The sequence below is a fragment of the Halocatena marina genome (genome assembly GCF_023276375.1).
GTDB classification, from domain to species: domain Archaea; phylum Halobacteriota; class Halobacteria; order Halobacteriales; family Haloarculaceae; genus Halocatena; species Halocatena marina.
The window spans coordinates 1-16,793 of record NZ_JALLPK010000001.1 but is presented as its reverse complement, the minus strand read 5'-3'; the positions used below and the strand labels follow the sequence as shown (position 1 = coordinate 16,793).

The 16,793-nt window shown below is 56.4% G+C and carries 15 protein-coding genes and 1 pseudogene; 7 read left to right on the top strand and 9 right to left on the bottom strand.

Annotated features, from left to right (window positions below):
• Nucleotides 1–142 precede the first annotated feature (142 nt).
• A complete protein-coding gene (gene gyrA, locus MW898_RS00085) occupies nucleotides 143–2,587 on the bottom strand; it encodes a DNA gyrase subunit A (RefSeq protein WP_248903433.1) in 2,445 nt (814 codons plus the stop codon).
• A 129-nt stretch (nucleotides 2,588–2,716) separates the two neighbouring features.
• Complete coding sequence (gene gyrB, locus MW898_RS00080; protein WP_248903431.1) at nucleotides 2,717–4,633, bottom strand: DNA topoisomerase (ATP-hydrolyzing) subunit B; 1,917 nt, start codon at nucleotides 4,631–4,633, stop codon at nucleotides 2,717–2,719.
• A gap of 187 nt (nucleotides 4,634–4,820) precedes the next feature.
• Between gyrB and MW898_RS00075 the strand changes: the two genes are divergently transcribed.
• Together MW898_RS00075 and MW898_RS00070 are read left to right on the top strand one after the other, a co-directional pair.
• Nucleotides 4,821–7,277 carry a DNA topoisomerase VI subunit B gene (locus MW898_RS00075; protein ID WP_248903429.1) on the top strand — a complete coding sequence of 819 codons (2,457 nt, stop codon included), beginning with the start codon at nucleotides 4,821–4,823 and terminating at the stop codon, nucleotides 7,275–7,277.
• Nucleotides 7,278–7,282: 5 nt separating this feature from the next.
• The gene (locus MW898_RS00070) at nucleotides 7,283–8,380 is read left to right on the top strand and encodes a DNA topoisomerase IV subunit A (protein ID WP_277999743.1); all 1,098 of its coding nucleotides are present in this window, start codon (nucleotides 7,283–7,285) and stop codon (nucleotides 8,378–8,380) included.
• A 2-nt stretch (nucleotides 8,381–8,382) separates the two neighbouring features.
• Here the strand turns inward: MW898_RS00070 and MW898_RS00065 are convergent, their stop codons facing one another.
• From MW898_RS00065 to MW898_RS00045, 5 genes are all read right to left on the bottom strand, one after another.
• Nucleotides 8,383–9,162, bottom strand: coding sequence for an MBL fold metallo-hydrolase (locus MW898_RS00065; RefSeq protein WP_248903427.1), 780 nt, complete (start codon nucleotides 9,160–9,162; stop codon nucleotides 8,383–8,385).
• 120 nt (nucleotides 9,163–9,282) lie between these two features.
• Nucleotides 9,283–9,747: a hypothetical protein gene (locus MW898_RS00060; RefSeq protein WP_248903426.1), complete on the bottom strand. Its 465-nt coding sequence runs from the start codon at nucleotides 9,745–9,747 to the stop codon at nucleotides 9,283–9,285.
• A 112-nt stretch (nucleotides 9,748–9,859) separates the two neighbouring features.
• A complete protein-coding gene (locus tag MW898_RS00055; RefSeq protein ID WP_248903424.1) occupies nucleotides 9,860–10,834 on the bottom strand; it encodes an AIR synthase family protein in 975 nt (324 codons plus the stop codon).
• A gap of 66 nt (nucleotides 10,835–10,900) precedes the next feature.
• Entirely contained in the window at nucleotides 10,901–11,512 is a 612-nt protein-coding gene (locus MW898_RS00050; protein ID WP_248903422.1) for an NUDIX hydrolase N-terminal domain-containing protein, read from the bottom strand.
• Between the two features lie 23 nt (nucleotides 11,513–11,535).
• Entirely contained in the window at nucleotides 11,536–11,961 is a 426-nt protein-coding gene (locus MW898_RS00045; protein WP_248903420.1) for an HIT family protein, read from the bottom strand.
• 111 nt (nucleotides 11,962–12,072) lie between these two features.
• Between MW898_RS00045 and MW898_RS00040 the strand changes: the two genes are divergently transcribed.
• The 3 genes from MW898_RS00040 (at nucleotide 12,073) to MW898_RS00030 (ending at nucleotide 14,303) form a co-directional block, all read left to right on the top strand.
• The gene (locus MW898_RS00040) at nucleotides 12,073–12,465 is read left to right on the top strand and encodes a universal stress protein (RefSeq protein ID WP_248903418.1); all 393 of its coding nucleotides are present in this window, start codon (nucleotides 12,073–12,075) and stop codon (nucleotides 12,463–12,465) included.
• A 6-nt stretch (nucleotides 12,466–12,471) separates the two neighbouring features.
• Nucleotides 12,472–13,317, top strand: a complete 846-nt coding sequence (locus tag MW898_RS00035; protein WP_248903416.1) for an amidohydrolase family protein — start codon at nucleotides 12,472–12,474, stop codon at nucleotides 13,315–13,317.
• 158 nt (nucleotides 13,318–13,475) lie between these two features.
• On the top strand, nucleotides 13,476–14,303 hold the full coding sequence (locus MW898_RS00030) for an SDR family oxidoreductase (protein ID WP_248903415.1): 828 nt from the start codon (nucleotides 13,476–13,478) through the stop codon (nucleotides 14,301–14,303).
• Between the two features lie 36 nt (nucleotides 14,304–14,339).
• On the opposite strand, the gene MW898_RS00025 is transcribed toward MW898_RS00030, so the two are convergent.
• Nucleotides 14,340–14,969 (bottom strand): uracil-DNA glycosylase, encoded by a 630-nt coding sequence (locus MW898_RS00025; protein WP_248903413.1) that lies wholly within the window; start codon nucleotides 14,967–14,969, stop codon nucleotides 14,340–14,342.
• Between the two features lie 125 nt (nucleotides 14,970–15,094).
• On the opposite strand from MW898_RS00025, the gene MW898_RS00020 reads away from it, so the two are divergent.
• Nucleotides 15,095–15,370, top strand: coding sequence for a UPF0175 family protein (locus tag MW898_RS00020; RefSeq protein ID WP_248903411.1), 276 nt, complete (start codon nucleotides 15,095–15,097; stop codon nucleotides 15,368–15,370).
• A gap of 349 nt (nucleotides 15,371–15,719) precedes the next feature.
• Here the strand turns inward: MW898_RS00020 and MW898_RS00010 are convergent.
• Nucleotides 15,720–16,214, bottom strand: a pseudogene (locus tag MW898_RS00010) (zinc ribbon domain-containing protein); the annotation flags it as partial.
• Between the two features lie 186 nt (nucleotides 16,215–16,400).
• Here MW898_RS00010 and MW898_RS00005 point away from each other — a divergent pair.
• Nucleotides 16,401–16,793 (top strand): class I tRNA ligase family protein (locus tag MW898_RS00005; protein ID WP_248903407.1); only part of this gene is annotated, 393 nt, incomplete at its 3' end.

Genomic DNA, 16,793 nt, shown 5'->3' with positions numbered 1-16,793 from the left:
ATAAACAGTAATCGTATACTGAGAGACGTTGAGTCGACTACTGAAATTAAGATCAGTGGCACACTGAAATAGACTATGTTATGACACTAACCCAAACTGTATGATATCACACCGTGACACGTCGTGAGGTCAGTCCCTGGCGTCAATCAAGAGGAATAACGTCAACGCTCGCAACACAGTCGTCATCGTCCGGGCACATCACGCGAACACCCATCGTGTTTCGTCCTTGCGACGATATTTCACTCGCGTGAGTTCGCATGATCTGTCCATTTTCGCTCATCAAGATGAGATCATCGTGTTCTCGGACGGCTTCAAGCGCGACCACAGGCCCATTTCGCTCAGTCGTCTTGATGTCGACGAGTCCCTTGCCGTACCGAGACTGCGAACGGTACTCTTCGATTGGCGTGCGCTTTCCGTAGCCATTTCTCGTGACGGTCAATAGCGCGCTTTCATCATCATCGCTGACGGCGACCAGACCCGCAACTCGGTCGCCCTCGCAGAGTTTGATACCGTTGACGCCCCGTGCGCTCCGACCCATCGATCGAGCTTCTTTCTCGTCGAACCGAATTGCCCGACCGTATTCGGTACCGATGATCACGTCTTTCGTGCCGTTAGTGACGGTCACGTCGACGAGTTCGTCTCCCTCTTCGAGTTTGACTGCTCGGATTCCCGTTGAAAGGATGTTGTTGAACGCATCCGATGGGGTACGTTTGACGTACCCACCTCGGGTAACCATCGTCAGAGATTCATCGCCGTTGAACTCGTCGGTATTGACGATAGCCGTAACGTCCTCATCAGCGTCGAGTTCGAGGACGTTTACCGCCGACTTGCCACGCGCCGTCCGACTCATTTCCGGGAGGTTGTAGGTCTTCAGTTGGTAGACCTGCCCCTTGTTGGAAAAGCAGAGGAGGTAATCGTGAGAGTTGGCTTGGAAAACGGCACTCACTCGGTCGCCGTCTTTCAGTCCTGTTCCGATGATTCCTTTTCCGCCCCGGTGTTGAGCATCGAACGTTGACAGTGGCATTCGTTTCACGTAGTTCGATTCGGTCAACACGACGACAGACTCTTCTTCGGGAATCAGATCCTCGTGAGTGACCGTTCCGACGTCTTCGATAATACTCGTCCGGCGGTCGTCGTTGTAGCGTGTTTTGAGCTCGTGTAGCTCTGATTTGATGACACCAAGCAGCTCGCTTCGATCACCGAGAATCGTTTGGAGACGCTCGATCTCTTCGGTGAGTGTCTCGTACTCGTCCTCAATCTCCACCGTTTCCAGCGATGTGAGGCTCCCGAGTTGCATTCGAACGATGTGATTCGCTTGGCGCTCGGTGAAACCGAACTCGTCCTGAAGATCTTCTTTTGCCGCCGAGCGATCATCGGCATCGCGGATCAGTTCGACCACGTTGTCGACGTTATCGAGGGCCAACAGTCGCCCTTCGAGAACGTGCGCCCGTTCCTGAGCGTTGTCCAACTCGTGTTGGGTCCGGCGACGGACGACCTCACAGCGGTGATCGAGGAACTCCTCAAGCAGTTCCTTCAGGTTCAGGATTCGTGGTTGGCCGTCCACGAGTGCGAGGGTGATGATGCTGAAGGTTCGTTCGAGATGGTGTTTCAGCAACTGATTCTTAACGAGATCGGGATTCGCACCACGTTTGAGTTCGATGACGATGCGGATCCCCTCGCGGTCGGATTCGTCCCGAAGATCTCTGATACCTTGTATGGTTCCCTCGTTCACGTCGTCTGCGATGCGCTCGATGCGTCGCGCCTTGTTCTCGTGATAAGGGAGTTCTGTGACGATGATCCGTTCTTCGTCTTCTTCGATTTCCATTTCGGCGCGGACCCGGAGCTTCCCGCGACCTGTCGTGTACGCGTCGTAGATCCCGGCTCGACCGACGATGTTCGCACCCGTCGGGAAGTCGGGACCCTTCACGTAGTCCATGAGATCGGCGATCGCACAGTCCGGGTTGTCGATGAGATGGATGACGCTGTCGACGACTTCTCCGAGATTGTGGGGCGGGATGTTCGTGCTCATCCCGACGGCGATCCCTGAGGAGCCGTTTAACAGAAGATTCGGGAGTGCAGCGGGGAGCACCGCCGGCTCCGTGAGTCGGTCGTCGTAGTTCGACCCGAAGTCGACGGTGTCTTGCTCGATGTCCGTCAGCAACTCCTCAGCAAGCGAACTCATCCGGGCTTCTGTATACCGCATTGCTGCCGGTGGATCACCATCGACCGAGCCGAAGTTACCCTGCCCATCGACGAGCGGGTACCGCAGCGAGAACTCCTGTGCCATCCGGGCGAGCGCATCATAGATCGAATCATCGCCGTGGGGGTGATATTTCCCCATCGTGTCACCGACGATGTTCGATGACTTTCGGTGGGCCGCGTTCGAACTCACGCCCGCCTCGTGCATTGCGTACAGAATCCGCTTTTGAACGGGTTTGAGACCGTCGCGGACGTCGGGGAGCGCGCGACCGACGATGACGCTCATCGCGTAGTCGATGTAGCTCTGTTCCATCTCCTCCTCGACGCGAACCGATTTGACGCGGTCTGCATCGGCAACCGGTGGATTGTCAGGAAGGTCAGAACTCATCGATCACGGCCCCCCATACCGAGAGAATCACCGCTAGTCGTCTGCCAGTCCGGCGTCGAAACGCATCGATGTGGATTGAATAATGTCGTCATGTAGTTAGTATAGTGTACTCGATCGAACGGTACCGAATCAGATGTCGACCCATTCGGCGTCGTTCGAATGTTCCTTGATGAACTGCTTTCTCGGTCCGACTGAATCACCCATCAACACGGAGAACATCCGGTCTGCTGCGGCAGCGTCCTCGATAGTGATCTGTTTGAGAATTCGATTCTCGGGATTCATCGTCGTTTTCCACAGCTGCTTGGGATTCATCTCGCCGAGTCCCTTGAAACGCTGAACCTGATCCGGATTACCACCACAAACGTCTTCGATGATCCGCTCGCGCTCTTTCTCAGTCATCGCATCGTGTGTCTCACCGTTATACCGGATTCGGTACAGTGGCGGTTGGGCAGCGTACACGTATCCTGCTTCGAGCAACGGCGTCATGTGACGATAGAGGAACGTGAGATAGAGCGTACGGATGTGCGCTCCATCGACATCAGCGTCACTCATGATGATGATTTTCTGATACCGCGCTTCATCAATATCGAACTCTTCTCCGATCCCGGTACCGATGGCGGTAATGAGGCTACGGATCTTCTCGTTTTCGAGAACACGATCGAGTCGGTGTTTCTCAGCATTGAGGATCTTCCCGAACAGGGGGAGGATAGCCTGAAACTCCGGATTGCGGGCCTGTTTTGCGCTTCCACCTGCGGAATCACCCTCGACGACGAACAGCTCTGCCTTCGATGGGTCACGCGTCTGGCAATCCGCTAGTTTGCCCGGGAGAGATGTCGTTTCGAGCGCGCTTTTCCGTCGTGTGAGCTCCTCTGCCTTTTTCGCGGCGAGGCGCGCCTTTGCCGCTTCAAGCGCTTTGGAGACGATCGACGACGCCGTTTTCGGGTGTTCTTCGAGATACGTCCCGAACTCCTCGTGGACGGCACTTTCGACGATTCCTCTGACCTCGCTGTTGCCGAGTTTCGTCTTCGTCTGTCCTTCGAACTGTGGATCGGGGTGTTTGACCGAGATGACCGCAGTCAACCCTTCGCGGATATCTTCACCTTTGAGGTTGCCGTCGATGCTGTCCACGTGCCCATTCGAATTGGCGTAGTCGTTGACGACGCGCGTAAGCGCCGTTTTGAAGCCAGTGAGATGGGTACCTCCCTCTCGGGTGTTGATGTTGTTCGCGAACGCGTGGATCGACCCTTGGACGCCGTCGGTCGCCTGTATCGCAACCTCGACTTGGATATCTTGTTCTTCGGTTTCAAAGTAGATGATATCCTCGTGGAGCACTGTTCGTGTCTCGTTGAGGTATGTGACGAACTCACGAATGCCCCCTTCGTAGGTGAACGTCTCTTCTCGGTCATCCGGTTCGCTATGGATGGTGATTTCGACGCCGGGGTTGAGAAATGCGAGTTCACGAAGTCGGTTTTCGAGCGTCGAATAGACGAACTCAACGGTCTCGAAAATTTCGTCATCGGGCCAAAACCTAATCTCCGAGCCGGTTTCTTCGCCCGGTTCGAGATCACGGATCCGCTCAAAGGACTCTACCTCGGGTTCGCCGTGGTCGAAGCGATGCTCCCAGACACCGCCGTCGTATTTGACCTCGACTTCGAGCCATTTCGAGAGTGCATTGACAACGCTCACGCCGACGCCGTGAAGCCCACCCGACACCTGATAGGATTTATTATCGAATTTACCGCCAGCGTGCAGGACGGTCATGATCACTTCGAGTGCCGGACGTTCGTACTCCGGATGTTCGTCGACTGGGATGCCCCGACCGTCGTCTGTAACGGTGACAGAGCCATCGTCGTGTATTGTGACTTCGATCGTGTCACAGTACCCAGCGAGCGCTTCGTCGATCGCGTTGTCGACGACTTCGTAGACAAGATGATGGAGTCCACGAGAATCGGTCGACCCGATATACATCGCGGGGCGTTTCCTGACGGCCTCGAGCCCTTCGAGAACCTGAATATTGGCTGCCCCGTATTCTGAATTCTGCGACATAAACTGCTTACCACTGCTAACAGCGTTTCACGCATAAAACCCTCGCACGCGCGCGAGAAAATGTGTTTGAGTATATGATTGTATGCAGACCATAACCGGACGGTTGCGATATACAACTGTGACACACCTTCACTTTCACTCTGGTGCCGCGGCAGTTTTAACCGAGGGTGCAGTACGGCCGAATACCATGACATCGTACCAATCGGAGCTCGGCGGGCGTGAGAGCGTCGCCGAGGAGTTGGCAGAGAGCCAACGATCTATCTCCATTGCCGAATTTTTCGAGAAAAACAAGCATATGCTTGGCTTTGACAGCGGTGCCAGGGGACTGGTCACAGCTGTCAAAGAAGCAGTAGACAACGCGCTCGATGCGACCGAGGAGGCGGGTATTCTTCCAGATCTTTATATCGAAATCACAGAAGAGGGCGATTACTACCGCCTCGTCGTTGAAGACAATGGCCCGGGCATCACGAAAGAGCAAATTCCAAAGGTGTTCGGTAAATTGCTGTACGGCTCTCGGTTTCACGTTCGTGAACAGAAGCGCGGACAGCAGGGTATTGGGATTTCGGCTGCTGTTCTCTACTCACAACTCACGAGCGGAAAGCCCGCGATGATCACGTCTCGGACCGAACGAGATGCTGCGGCTGAGTACTTCGAACTCATTATCGATACAGACACGAACGAACCGGAGATTTCGGTCGAGACGACGACCACGTGGGAGCGTCCGCACGGGACGCGGATCGAACTGGAGATGGAAGCGAATATGCGCGCCCGCCAGCAGCTACACGATTACATCAAGCACACGGCGGTTGTCAACCCCCACGCTCGCATCGAGTTCAAGGAGCCACGAGAACAGCTGAAGTTCGAGCGAGTGACCGATCAGCTTCCGGCTGAAACGGAAGAGATCCGGCCCCACCCACACGGCGTTGAGCTTGGATCCCTCATCAAAATGCTCGGAGAGACGGATTCATACTCAATTTCAGGATTTCTACAAGCCGAGTTCACGCGGGTCGGCCAGAAGACAGCAGCCTCCGTCACCGATGCCTTCCGAGATCGTCACTTCGGGAGAGAGCTATCGTGGCAACCGCTACACGCACAGCGCCACGCTCGTGAAGGCGAACAAGAAACTGGACGCGAAGGTGTATCCGAAAAGACAAACGGCGCACTCGTCGTCGAGGAGCTGGATATCGAGACAGTCGTCACAGATGCGGTGGCGAACAAGAGCGCAGATGCGACCGCCACATTTGCAACACGGGTTGCTGAGGCCGTCACAGAGCGTGATCGTATCGCCCATCACGAACTCATCGAGATCGTAGCAGAGACTGGAGAACAGATGAAAGCCGACTCGGGGGTGACGTTCGGCAAGACGGTTCAGAAAAACACTGTCGTAGCTGTATGGGATACGATTACAGAAAACTGTGCGGCTGATCTCGCTCAGCTCATTGACGACGCCACGACGAGCCGCAAAGGAATGGCGGCGATCGAGGGAATGGCTCGCCGTATCACTACAAAGCTCGACACTGTAGAACGGCACCGAATCACGCGAGAGATGCTGTCGGAGTACGTCAACCGTGCAGCCGAACAGACGAAAGAGCGTGATGGTGAAACGTTCGGAGAGACGGCACAGAACAACGTAACAGAGGCCATCTGGTCGACCTGTCGGACCGTTCCGGACGACCCTCCGGCAGTGCGCAAAGTCAGTACGGATCGAGATATCGCAAGCGAACTACTGGAGGCAATGCGTGAAACAGACATTCTCGCGCCACCAACAGACTGTCTCGCTCCGATCACGAACGAGCTGGTTGAAGAAGGACTGCGAAAGGAGTTCGACGCCGATTTCTACGCTGCGGCGACGCGGGATGCAGAGGTCCATGGTGGTGACCCATTCATTGTCGAGGCAGGTATCGCCTACGGGGGCGAGCTGTCCGCCGACGGCCGAATTGATATGCTCCGCTTTGCTAATCGAGTCCCACTGGTCTATCAGCGCGGAGCCTGTGCCACATCCGATGTGATCCAAGAGATCAACTGGCGGAACTACGGGCTCGATCAACCCGGCGGAACCGGGATGCCGAACGGGCCTGCCGTCGTGATGATGCACGTCGCCTCGACGAACGTTCCGTTTACGAGTGAGTCGAAAGACGCCATCGCAAACGTCCCCGCCATCGAAAACGAGATCGAACTCGCGCTCCGAGAGGCAGCGCGCGATCTCAAGCGCTATCTCAAAAAGCGCCGCTCACTCGAACGACGCCAGCGCAAACGGAACGTTATCGCCGACATCCTCCCGGCGATGGCCGATAAGCTCACAGAGATGACCGACCGTGATCCACTCGCTGTCGAAGACTCACTTGCACGGATCATGAACAACGTCCTCATCGAGCGAACCGTCGAGAACGGAGGTGTTCGACTCGCCGTAACGAACCACAGTGATCGTGTTGCAGACCTCAACCTAACCGATATCGTGAGCGTCGATCCCGGTGACGTCGAAGGTGCGACCGTCGTCGAGATGGATGGAGAGTGGTTCGTCAAGTGGGCCCCAAGCGTTGGAAGCGGCGAAGAAGCTGCCTTACTGTACGACGTGAACGGGGACGCCTCATTCGACATTTCTGTCGAAGGAATCGAAGCCGAGAAACTCTCGCTTAACGCCTAATCATCATGAGTACGAATACAGATTCCGACGCTGATGCCCGCGACCGACTTCTCGATCTCGCGGCCGAGTTCTACGACCAGTTCGCTTCCGGGGACGTTCCTTCGATGCAGATTCCCACTCGAACGAAATCGAACATCGAATACGACGAAGAGCACGGTGTGTGGGTCTACGGTGATCGACACTCGACGCGCTCTGCCAACAACGTTTCCGGCGCGAAGAAGCTCCTCAAAGCAATCTACGTCATCGACTTTCTCGCACAGCAACTGGACCAGGATCGTTCGTCGACCCTGCGTGAGTTGTACTACTTGAGCGAGTCGTGGGATCTCGATGCGGCCCAATTCTCGGATCAAGACGAGTCGAACCAGCTCATCGAGGACCTCGAAATTGTCTCGGACGTTACGCGTGAGGACTTCCATATGCGGCCAGAAGAGTCCGGTGCGACGCTGATGGGACCACTCCACCTCCGAGAACAGACGCGCCGCGGCGAACGCGATATTCACTGTCAGGAAGACGTTGGCGCAGGGGGCTATCAGATTCCGAACAATCCAGATACGATCGAATTCCTCGATCACAGCGCCGATTTCGTCCTTTGTGTCGAGACCGGCGGAATGCGCGATCGGCTCGTCGAGAATGGATTCGACGAAGCGTTCAACACCATCGTCGTCCATCTCAAGGGCCAGCCTGCTCGTGCGACGCGACGAATCACTCGCCGCCTCCGCGACGAACTCGATTTACCCGTAGTGGTCTTTACTGACGGCGACCCGTGGTCGTACCGGATCTTCGCCTCGGTCGCCTACGGGAGTATTAAGAGTGCGCATCTCTCTGAGTATCTGGCGACACCGCAGGCACAGTTCATCGGTATCCAACCGACCGATATTGTCGAGTACGATCTCCCGACGGATCCGCTTTCGAAGTCCGATGTGAACGCACTCCAGAGCGAACTCGACGATCCACGTTTTCAGTCGGATTACTGGATCGAACAGATCGAACGCCAACTCGACATCGAGAAAAAGGCAGAGCAGCAGGCGCTCGCATCGCGCGGTCTCGATTTCGTCACGGACACATACCTACCTGAACGACTGTCTGATATGGGCGTGTTGTAGCGCTACGCTTCATCCAGCACGACGGGGATGCCCCGACGTGCAACATCTGCGGCGAACGCACTCGAATCTGTTTCGAGCGCATCGAACGTATTGTAGTGAATCGGGAGCACGAGGTCCGGGTCGAACCGAGCTGCGAGATCGGCAGCCTCGCGCCGGTCCATCGTGAAACTCCCTCCGATCGGTGGCACAAACACAGAGAGCGACGTCGATTCGGATGTGGACGTCGAAACGCCAAGATTCTCGTATTCATCAAGAACATCGCTGTCTCCCGGCCAGAAGATGGATCGTCCGTCGAGTGTGAGAAGATAGCCACACCCGAACCCTTCGGGGTGGAACGGCGATCCATCAGCGTTGGTGTGGGGTCCCTCGGGGTCGTTGTAGGCTGGAACCGCCCGAACGCTTCCACTGTCTAGATCCAGCTGTTCGTCGGTTTCGATTCGGGTCACATCGTGGGGGAGTTCATCAACTGCGAGCACATCGCGGTCGATACTGCCCGCATCGACTCCGTCGTAGATGACGACAGTCGCGTCTTCGTGTGCAACACGCTGGATTCCGTCGGCGTCGTAGTGGTGGTTGTGCGTCACGCAGACGAGGTCGCCGTCTTTGAGATCGTAATCGGTCCCGGGAGGATGTGCGATATCGTCAGTGTCGGGTATCCACTCCCCGGTGAGAACGCCGTACCGTCCGGGGTCGAGATACGCAACGAATCCATCAGGTGTCTCGATTCGGAGCGTGGCGTATCCTAACCAATCAAACGTAACGTCATCGTGAGTGACCGTCATGCACAGCCGTAGGTGTGATGGGGTGAAAACACTATCTCCATTTTACTCTCCACGTGTTCGGGGTCGTTCGATTTTAGCTGTTCGAGACAATATCCCACGAAAAACGTCCTTTCAAAGGTGCTACTGGCAGGCCTGACTGAGGTTCCGTTCGACGATCGTCTTGTATGCCCCAGATCCATCTAAGTACGCAGACGCGACTACTTCGTACCGGCTGGGCGATTCTCCCTCGTACTGTTTGATCGAATCGTTCTCGGAAGCATTCGCTATCGTCTGGTTCACCTGCGAGCTATTCAGCTCGTAAATTGGCGCGACGACGAGATGGGTACGCGATAACGACGAATCGTTGATGTGGTCGACTCCATACCACGAATCATTGCACCGAAACTGAACATACGTATCCAGATGTCCGTGCGCCGGCTCCTTTGTCGTCCACGAAACGGCCGCGTGTGTGCTGTTGATGCGCTCTACGGTCACCTCGGGAGTCCCTGGTCCGTTCAGTTTATCTATCGTCGCCAGCGCTCCCATCGGTCCGGTCACAATCACGATCCCAATGAGAATACCAACAATGACGCCTTTTTTCTGCATGCGCGCACTCAATTCGCAACATACTAAAATATATCTGAATTTATTTATTTCTCTTCTGAACCATATATAATTCGACGGCGGATATGCGTCGCGCCGCTCGTCTCGTCGAATCTCACTCCCAGAGGTCGTAGAGGTCGTCTTCGACGGGAGAAGCGAGTGTCTCCTCATCGAGAAGGACGCGTCCATCGTCGTCAGGAGCAGCGTTCACTCGGCCGATAACGGTCGCAGGAATTCCGTTGTCAGCGAGCGCCGCGAGCGCCGCCTCCCGCTCGGCTTCAGGGATCGTAGCGAGGAGTGCGCCCGAGCCAAAGATCCTGAGGGGATCGACTTCCATGGCGGCACAGAGCGTTTTGGTTTCTGGCCGAACAGGAATAGCGCCCCGTTCGACGGCGAATTCGACGGACGATGAGACGGCCAGCTCGACGAGACCAGCGAGGACGCCGCCTTCGGTCGGGTCGTGCATCGCTGTCGCGTGTGACGTGAGAACCGACGCCGCATCGAGGATGCTTATTTTCTCGAAGAGGTCCGTCGCGTTCGAGAGAACGCGTTCTTCGACCTGTCCGTCGAGTTCTTCGTGGAAATCTGAGGCCAGAATAGCGGTTCCCTCGATTCCGGCCTCACCAGTGAGGAGAATGAGATCACCGGGAGCAGCTCCCGAGGTGGGAACGTACCGGTCTGTCGTTCCAATACACGTCATCGACAGCAGCGGACGGGACAGCTCTGCAGAGTACTCTGCGTGACCACCGACGACCTGCACGCCCAGTTCAGTCGCGGCCTCGTCGATCTGGTGTGTGATCCGATCGAGTGTCCGTTCGCCGTCCTCCGGAAGAATGCAGACGTTCGTCAGCCAGCGAGGGGTGCCGCCAGACGCCGCAACGTCGTTGCACGCGACCATCACACCCAGCGTGCCGACGCGGTCGACCGCGAGCGAAATCGGGTCGGAGTTGACGACCAGCGTCTCCTCGCCCACCTGAATCGCCGCCGTGTCTTCACCGTATTCGGGGCCCTGAATCACCGCCGGATCCGCGCTGCCGAGTCTCGTAAAGACCAGCCGTTCTAAATCTGTTGCAGAAACTTTCCCAACCATGTTCACGTGTCGCTGTCTACGAGGCCGGAGACGTATATCCGACCGGTTCGACGATTGTGACGACGTTCATCGGTTCGCCATCTCGTCCCACAGTTCTCGCGCATCCCCGGCGCATTGGGCGTGATGGTGGTTGTGCCAGACGGGCACCTCGTCGATAGGCCAATAACGAACGTCTCGTCCCTCGTGAGACACTTCGAGGTCGCCACCGTTGACAGCACACAGGTAGACGTGTACCACCAGCCCGTGCGGGCCGTACTCGCCGGGGGCTCGCGTGTAAATTCCGATCAGATCGACCGGCTCGACAGTGAGTCCAGTCTCTTCGCGTGTTTCTCGAACTGCGGTTTCGCGCGGCGATTCGTTCGGTTCGGTGTATCCACCCGGAAGACACCACGTTTCATCGTCCGCGCGCAACTGCAAGAGAATTCGACCATCGTCGTCAAAGATGGCGGCATCACCGCTTACTTTCGGCGTGACGTATCCGAGTTCATCGGCAAATCGATCCCGAACCTCCCTAGTGGGCATATCGACCGATCGACCGTACCACTCACTGACTAGTTCTAATATCCGTTCGTATCGCTCCGTATCGTACGGATCATCCGCGTACCGGAGACCGACCTTTGCCATGATCCGAAGCTCGTCGAGCAAGGCGAGAAACTCGTCTGCAGAATCATCCGTCATTCTGGCCTCTGACTGACGAACTGTTACTCCGACTGGGCGATCCGTTCTGCGATCTCGTCGAGTTCGTTGTCGTCCAAATCGGGTTGTTGGCCAGCGATAGCGTGGATCGGTCCGCCGCCGTCGTTTTCGAATCGGGGAACGATGTGGCCGTGAACGTGTTGGACTTCCTGCCCTGCGGCGGGACCATTGTTGAACGCGACGGTCGTCCCGTCCGCATCGACCGCGCGTTCGACCTGCGGGACGAGTTGGTAGAGTCGGTCGAGAACGTCGTGTGCGAGATCTGCGGGAAGATCATTCAGCCGTTCGTGGTGGGCCTTCGGGATGACGAGTGTGTGTCCAGGTGCGAGTGGGTTCGCATCGAGAAACGCGAACACTGTGTCGTCTTCGTAAACTGTTCGACTGGGGATCTCACCGGCGACGATACGACAGAAAATGCAGTCCTCGCTCATACCGGCTCATCTACCGCCCACTGCAAGAAGCTTTCCCGATCAGCTGCCGTGACAGACAACTGTGCAATTTGGGCGGCAGTACTATCCGCACGCCCACCGCATATACGGACGATGTACGAGTACCTCCTGACAGTGGATGGAGATGAAGCGCGGGCGCGGGCACAGGCCGAAACTATCGCCGACCAGCCCGAAAGCGCAGCGAACATCCACACAACGATCCTCCACGTGTTCACTGAAAACGACGAAACGTCCGTCCAAGAGATCACAGCTGCGACGCTGGCGCGTGACATCCTCACGGACGCTGGGATCGCTGTCGATCTCGACGAAACGGTTGGTGATCCGACGACAGCCATCCTCGAAAAAGCAGAGCAGGTCGATGCGAACCGGATCTGCGTGTCGGGGAAAAAGCGTACGCCAACGGGAAAGGTCATCTTCGGGAGCGTCACACAGGGCATCATCCTCAGCACGCAGCGGCCGGTGTTGGTCTGTAGCGCGGACGACTAATCGACGATGACGACGTTCGTCTCAGTAACTGACGCACACGTCCATTTGCTTCCGGAAAGATTGTTGCGGGCGATCCGTCGCGCGCTCACCGAACAGGCAGGCTGGCGGTTCCCGCATCCAACTGTACAGGATGAGATCGAAGAGACGCTCGAAACGGCGGGTATCGAGCGCTACTTCGCGCTTCCATACGCCCACAAACCCGGCATGGCAGACGATCTCAACGAGTGGGTCCTCGATCGATCCACGAACTCCGAGATGGCCGTCCCGTTCGCTACAGTCCACGCTGACGATAGCGTGGCAAGCGTCGTCGAACGCGCTTTCGAAGCTGGTGCACGGGGGCTGAAATTCCAGTGTCCTGTACAAAAATGTGGACCGACCGATCCACGGCTCGATCCCGCGTTCGAACTGGCTGCGGAGTACGACCGCCCGATCGTATTCCACGCGGGAACCGCCCCGATATACGAAGGTAACCCACACGTCGGTGTGGATCAGTTCGCGCAGTTCCTCGCGTCATACCCCGAGATTCGTGCCTCCTGTGCCCACATGGGGACGTTCGAGCACGAGGCGTACATCGATCTCGTCCGCGAACACGACAACGCGTTCCTCGACACCAGTTTTGTCATGTCGAGTGCCATCGGTGAGTACATCGATTTCGACCCGGCGACGATCTCCAATGCCGTGTTCGAAGATCTCTCTGGGTCGATCATGTACGGCTCTGATTATCCGAACATTCCGCACAGCTACCGAGCAGAAAGAGAGCTCCTCCTCGAACGTGATCTCCCGAACGAGGTGTACGAAGACCTCTTTTGGCGGTCTGCAACGCGGTTTCTCGGTCAGTCCGAAGGAGAGTGATCCTTCTCTCTGTGAATAGCGAGCCATCACACACTATCTGAATTACCCATTATAATTTATTTATCCGAATTTTTATTACACATTTGTTCAATTAAAACACAATTAGTATCCGATAGCTACCAGAATACCCAGTAGCCTCCCGCTCGATAGATGACGACATGGACGCCGCAGCCGAGATCACGCTGACAGATGAGCGGATCATTGTTATCGGCGATTCTGCGGTCGGTATTACTACTGCACAGGCGGTAGCCGATCACGGAGGGCAGGCAGTCCTCACGAAACGACCGGGCAGACAGCCGTCGATCGAACCGAGAGACGAACGAACAGAGGACGAAAAACACGCGACCAGAGACGAGAGAGAGAGCAGCGACACCGACAACACTGCCAGCACCAATTGGGGTGTTTCAGATGATGAGACCGAATCAGTTGCCACCGATCGAGAGCAGATCGAGACGTACGACCTCGACAGCACGGACGAGGCGGCGGTTGAGGCGTTCTTCGACGAGATCGGTGCGTTCGATCACCTGGTTTGTACCACAAAGCACGTCCCGACAGGTGGACCGGTGGAGACCGACACCGAAGCACTTCGTGACGTGTTTGCGGTGGCGTTCTGGGAGTCGTACTACGCCGCAAAGTACAGCGCAAAACATCTCGGTGAGGGGAGCTCGATCACATTTGTTTCGGGAAACACCGCGACGAAACCCTCGGTCCAATTCTTCGCCAAAGGGATGGCGAACGCGGCTATCGAAACACTGACAAAATATCTCGCGGTCGAGATCGGACCGGTCCGGGTGAACGCGGTCAGTCCCGGTCGGATCGATGCGCTCGGAGTGACTGAAGACACACAACAGTCACTGGCCGATTCCCTGCCAGCAAAGCGGATTGGAAATCCAGATGACATCGCCGATGCGATCCTATTTGCTATAACGAATCCGCATACGACGGGAACCGTGATTCGTGTCGATGGCGGAGATCTCCTCGTATAACTGTGACCTTGGATGGTCGTTCGGTTTTTACGCTTTTCACGACGATTCGGCTGCTTCGATTGCATCCCGTATCGCGTCGAGATACGATTCACGAGTGAATCCCAATCGGAAGAGCCACACCGCTTGGTACGATGGGTGGAGAATCGGGAGGACAGGAACAGCGAGCTTTGGGCACGTAATCGGTTCAAGGATCGTGTCGAGGAATCCGTCGATCGTTTTCTCCTCGACGGCGAGCAACGCCTGCGTTGCGTGCTTTCCGGTCGTAATGACACACTGCGGACGGATCTGTTTGATCTCCCGAACGAGATGAGAGCGGCAGTTCGTGCGCTCTTCGCTTGTCGGCTCGCGGTTCGATCCCGCGCCGTCGCTCGGGAAACACTTGACCGCGTTCGTGTAATACACCCCAGAATAGCCGATTTCGGCCATCATATCCCGGATCTTCCGTCCAGAATGGCGAGTCGTGTAGGCCATCCCAGTCCAGTTACCGCCCTGCCACTGCTCGGCGTCGGGGGTTCCCGCACCGGGAGCTTCCCCGACCACCACGAGGTCCGCATTGTTCGGTCCAACACCCCACGAGATGCACTCGCGCGATTCGACGAGCGCCGAACAGCGCGTACACGACTCTGCGATCGCGTTTTTCGAATCGGGATTGGGGAACTCGGCCATGAACTGACTACTCGACACCGTGCTGTGAGTTTGTCGGCTGCGTGCTGTCTCGGGTAACTGGATGAGCGAGTGTTGAAATACGATGATGAGACATTGTGTTCGCTATGAAGAACGTTACGACCCGAATGACAGAGGACGAGCTCGATCTAATCGATCGGCTCACGACAGTCCAAGACGGTAGTCGAAGTGAGAGCATTCGACGAGCCATTCGTCGTGGTGCCCGCGGAGAACTCATTCGGATCGCCCTCCAGCGCTATCAGAAGGGCGAGATTGGAATGCGCGGAGCGGCCGAACTCGCTGGTGTGACCCTCTCCGAGATACTGCACGAGGCGAACGAGCGTGGCGTACTGTCGAATTACGACGAGACAGATCTCTCACATGACGTGGCCGCACTTCGATGAGGCTGAATCACCAGTTCGAACATGAATTCAGATGGAAAGAATAACATTTTATAGCGTTAATTAGGGTTGTATGATTGGCCCCACCATTACGGCGAATATTCATTTGAGTTATTTCGTACCGTTACAAGCAACCCTTGGCTTGGCAGCCATCGCTTTGTACTTCGTGTTTCAAATCATCTACCTCTTGTACAAAATACGATACAGGCTGCGGGAGATTGCTTCGTCTCTCCATCGAATCGAGAGACAGCTCGAAGAACAAAGCGAGTAAACTACCTCACCCTGCTCGCTCGCGGGATCCCCCGCTCGCTCCCTGAGGGTGGGGCTTTGATGTGGACTTCCGGCAATCAGTCCCCGCAATCTGCCGGTGACTCTCGCCGTTCACCGTCCCACCATTCACACGCACGTCTACTGGTGTGCTCACTGAACGAGTTCAGTAGCATGCCACAAATCTTCGATTTGTGAGCACGTCTCCGCTCCCCGGCTTGGGCGAGGAACGGAGTCTGTGTGTCCGCTTCCGGGCGTACCGGAGCCCGATATTTTTCGCTGTGGCCAGAACGCGAGCGTTCTGGCTGCCCGCCAGATGTGATCTGGCGACCGCGTTGTAGTCTGCATTGACCTCGTAGCCGCACTTCTGGCAGTGGAAGTGTTCGCCGTCGCGGTTGCGTTCGTGGGTGAATCCACAGTCCAGCCGCGAACAGCGTTGGGACGTGTGATTCGGTGCAACCTGCTTCGCTTGGACGCCGCATTCCAGAGCCTTGTATTCGACGTACTCGAACAGTCGCCGGAACGCCCACACGTGGTGCCACGTCGCCTGTGGAAGCCGCTCGCGGATATCGGTTAACTCGGCACTCATTGAGGAAGGAGGCTCGGCCTTGCGATTAAGCTGAAAAGGGAGATTACCAAGTTCTGCTGTTGTTCCCGGTTTTCAGGCGGTGTGAAGATCAGTACGGTGTATTCGTCCGACAGTGTTACCGACAGCTTCGACTGCCTGACCGATTCGCCTTTACACCCGGCGGTCAGTAGAGCGACTATGAGCGATATCGACGACGATTTGGACACTGATCCAGATTCACAGTTGAATCTGTCATCGGAGCTGTTCGCCGAGACGGCGGACCAATACGATCCTCACGCAGTTGAGGATCGTGTCCACGAGTACTGGCAGGCAGTCGATGCCTACGATCAGACGAAACAGCATCGAGCGGGCGAAGAGTCGTTTTTCTTCGTGGATGGGCCTCCGTACACGTCGGGCGCAGCGCACATGGGGACGACGTGGAACAAGTCGCTGAAAGACGCGTACGTCCGGTATCTGCGGATGTGTGGCTACGACGTGACCGACCGCCCCGGGTACGACATGCACGGGTTGCCGATCGAAACGAAAGTGGAAGAACGGCTTGGCTTCGAGAACAAGAAAGACATCGAGTCA

What these genes read in the sequence shown, in the direction of transcription:
- gyrA (WP_248903433.1), bottom strand. Translation starts at nt 2,587, where the DNA reads ATGAGTTCTGACCTTCCTGACAATCCACCGGTTGCCGATGCAGACCGC.
- gyrB (WP_248903431.1), bottom strand. Translation starts at nt 4,633, where the DNA reads ATGTCGCAGAATTCAGAATACGGGGCAGCCAATATTCAGGTTCTCGAA.
- MW898_RS00075 (WP_248903429.1), top strand. Translation starts at nt 4,821, where the DNA reads ATGACATCGTACCAATCGGAGCTCGGCGGGCGTGAGAGCGTCGCCGAG.
- MW898_RS00070 (WP_277999743.1), top strand. Translation starts at nt 7,283, where the DNA reads ATGAGTACGAATACAGATTCCGACGCTGATGCCCGCGACCGACTTCTC.
- MW898_RS00065 (WP_248903427.1), bottom strand. Translation starts at nt 9,162, where the DNA reads ATGACGGTCACTCACGATGACGTTACGTTTGATTGGTTAGGATACGCC.
- MW898_RS00060 (WP_248903426.1), bottom strand. Translation starts at nt 9,747, where the DNA reads ATGCAGAAAAAAGGCGTCATTGTTGGTATTCTCATTGGGATCGTGATT.
- MW898_RS00055 (WP_248903424.1), bottom strand. Translation starts at nt 10,834, where the DNA reads ATGGTTGGGAAAGTTTCTGCAACAGATTTAGAACGGCTGGTCTTTACG.
- MW898_RS00050 (WP_248903422.1), bottom strand. Translation starts at nt 11,512, where the DNA reads ATGACGGATGATTCTGCAGACGAGTTTCTCGCCTTGCTCGACGAGCTT.
- MW898_RS00045 (WP_248903420.1), bottom strand. Translation starts at nt 11,961, where the DNA reads ATGAGCGAGGACTGCATTTTCTGTCGTATCGTCGCCGGTGAGATCCCC.
- MW898_RS00040 (WP_248903418.1), top strand. Translation starts at nt 12,073, where the DNA reads ATGTACGAGTACCTCCTGACAGTGGATGGAGATGAAGCGCGGGCGCGG.
- MW898_RS00035 (WP_248903416.1), top strand. Translation starts at nt 12,472, where the DNA reads ATGACGACGTTCGTCTCAGTAACTGACGCACACGTCCATTTGCTTCCG.
- MW898_RS00030 (WP_248903415.1), top strand. Translation starts at nt 13,476, where the DNA reads ATGGACGCCGCAGCCGAGATCACGCTGACAGATGAGCGGATCATTGTT.
- MW898_RS00025 (WP_248903413.1), bottom strand. Translation starts at nt 14,969, where the DNA reads ATGGCCGAGTTCCCCAATCCCGATTCGAAAAACGCGATCGCAGAGTCG.
- MW898_RS00020 (WP_248903411.1), top strand. Translation starts at nt 15,095, where the DNA reads ATGACAGAGGACGAGCTCGATCTAATCGATCGGCTCACGACAGTCCAA.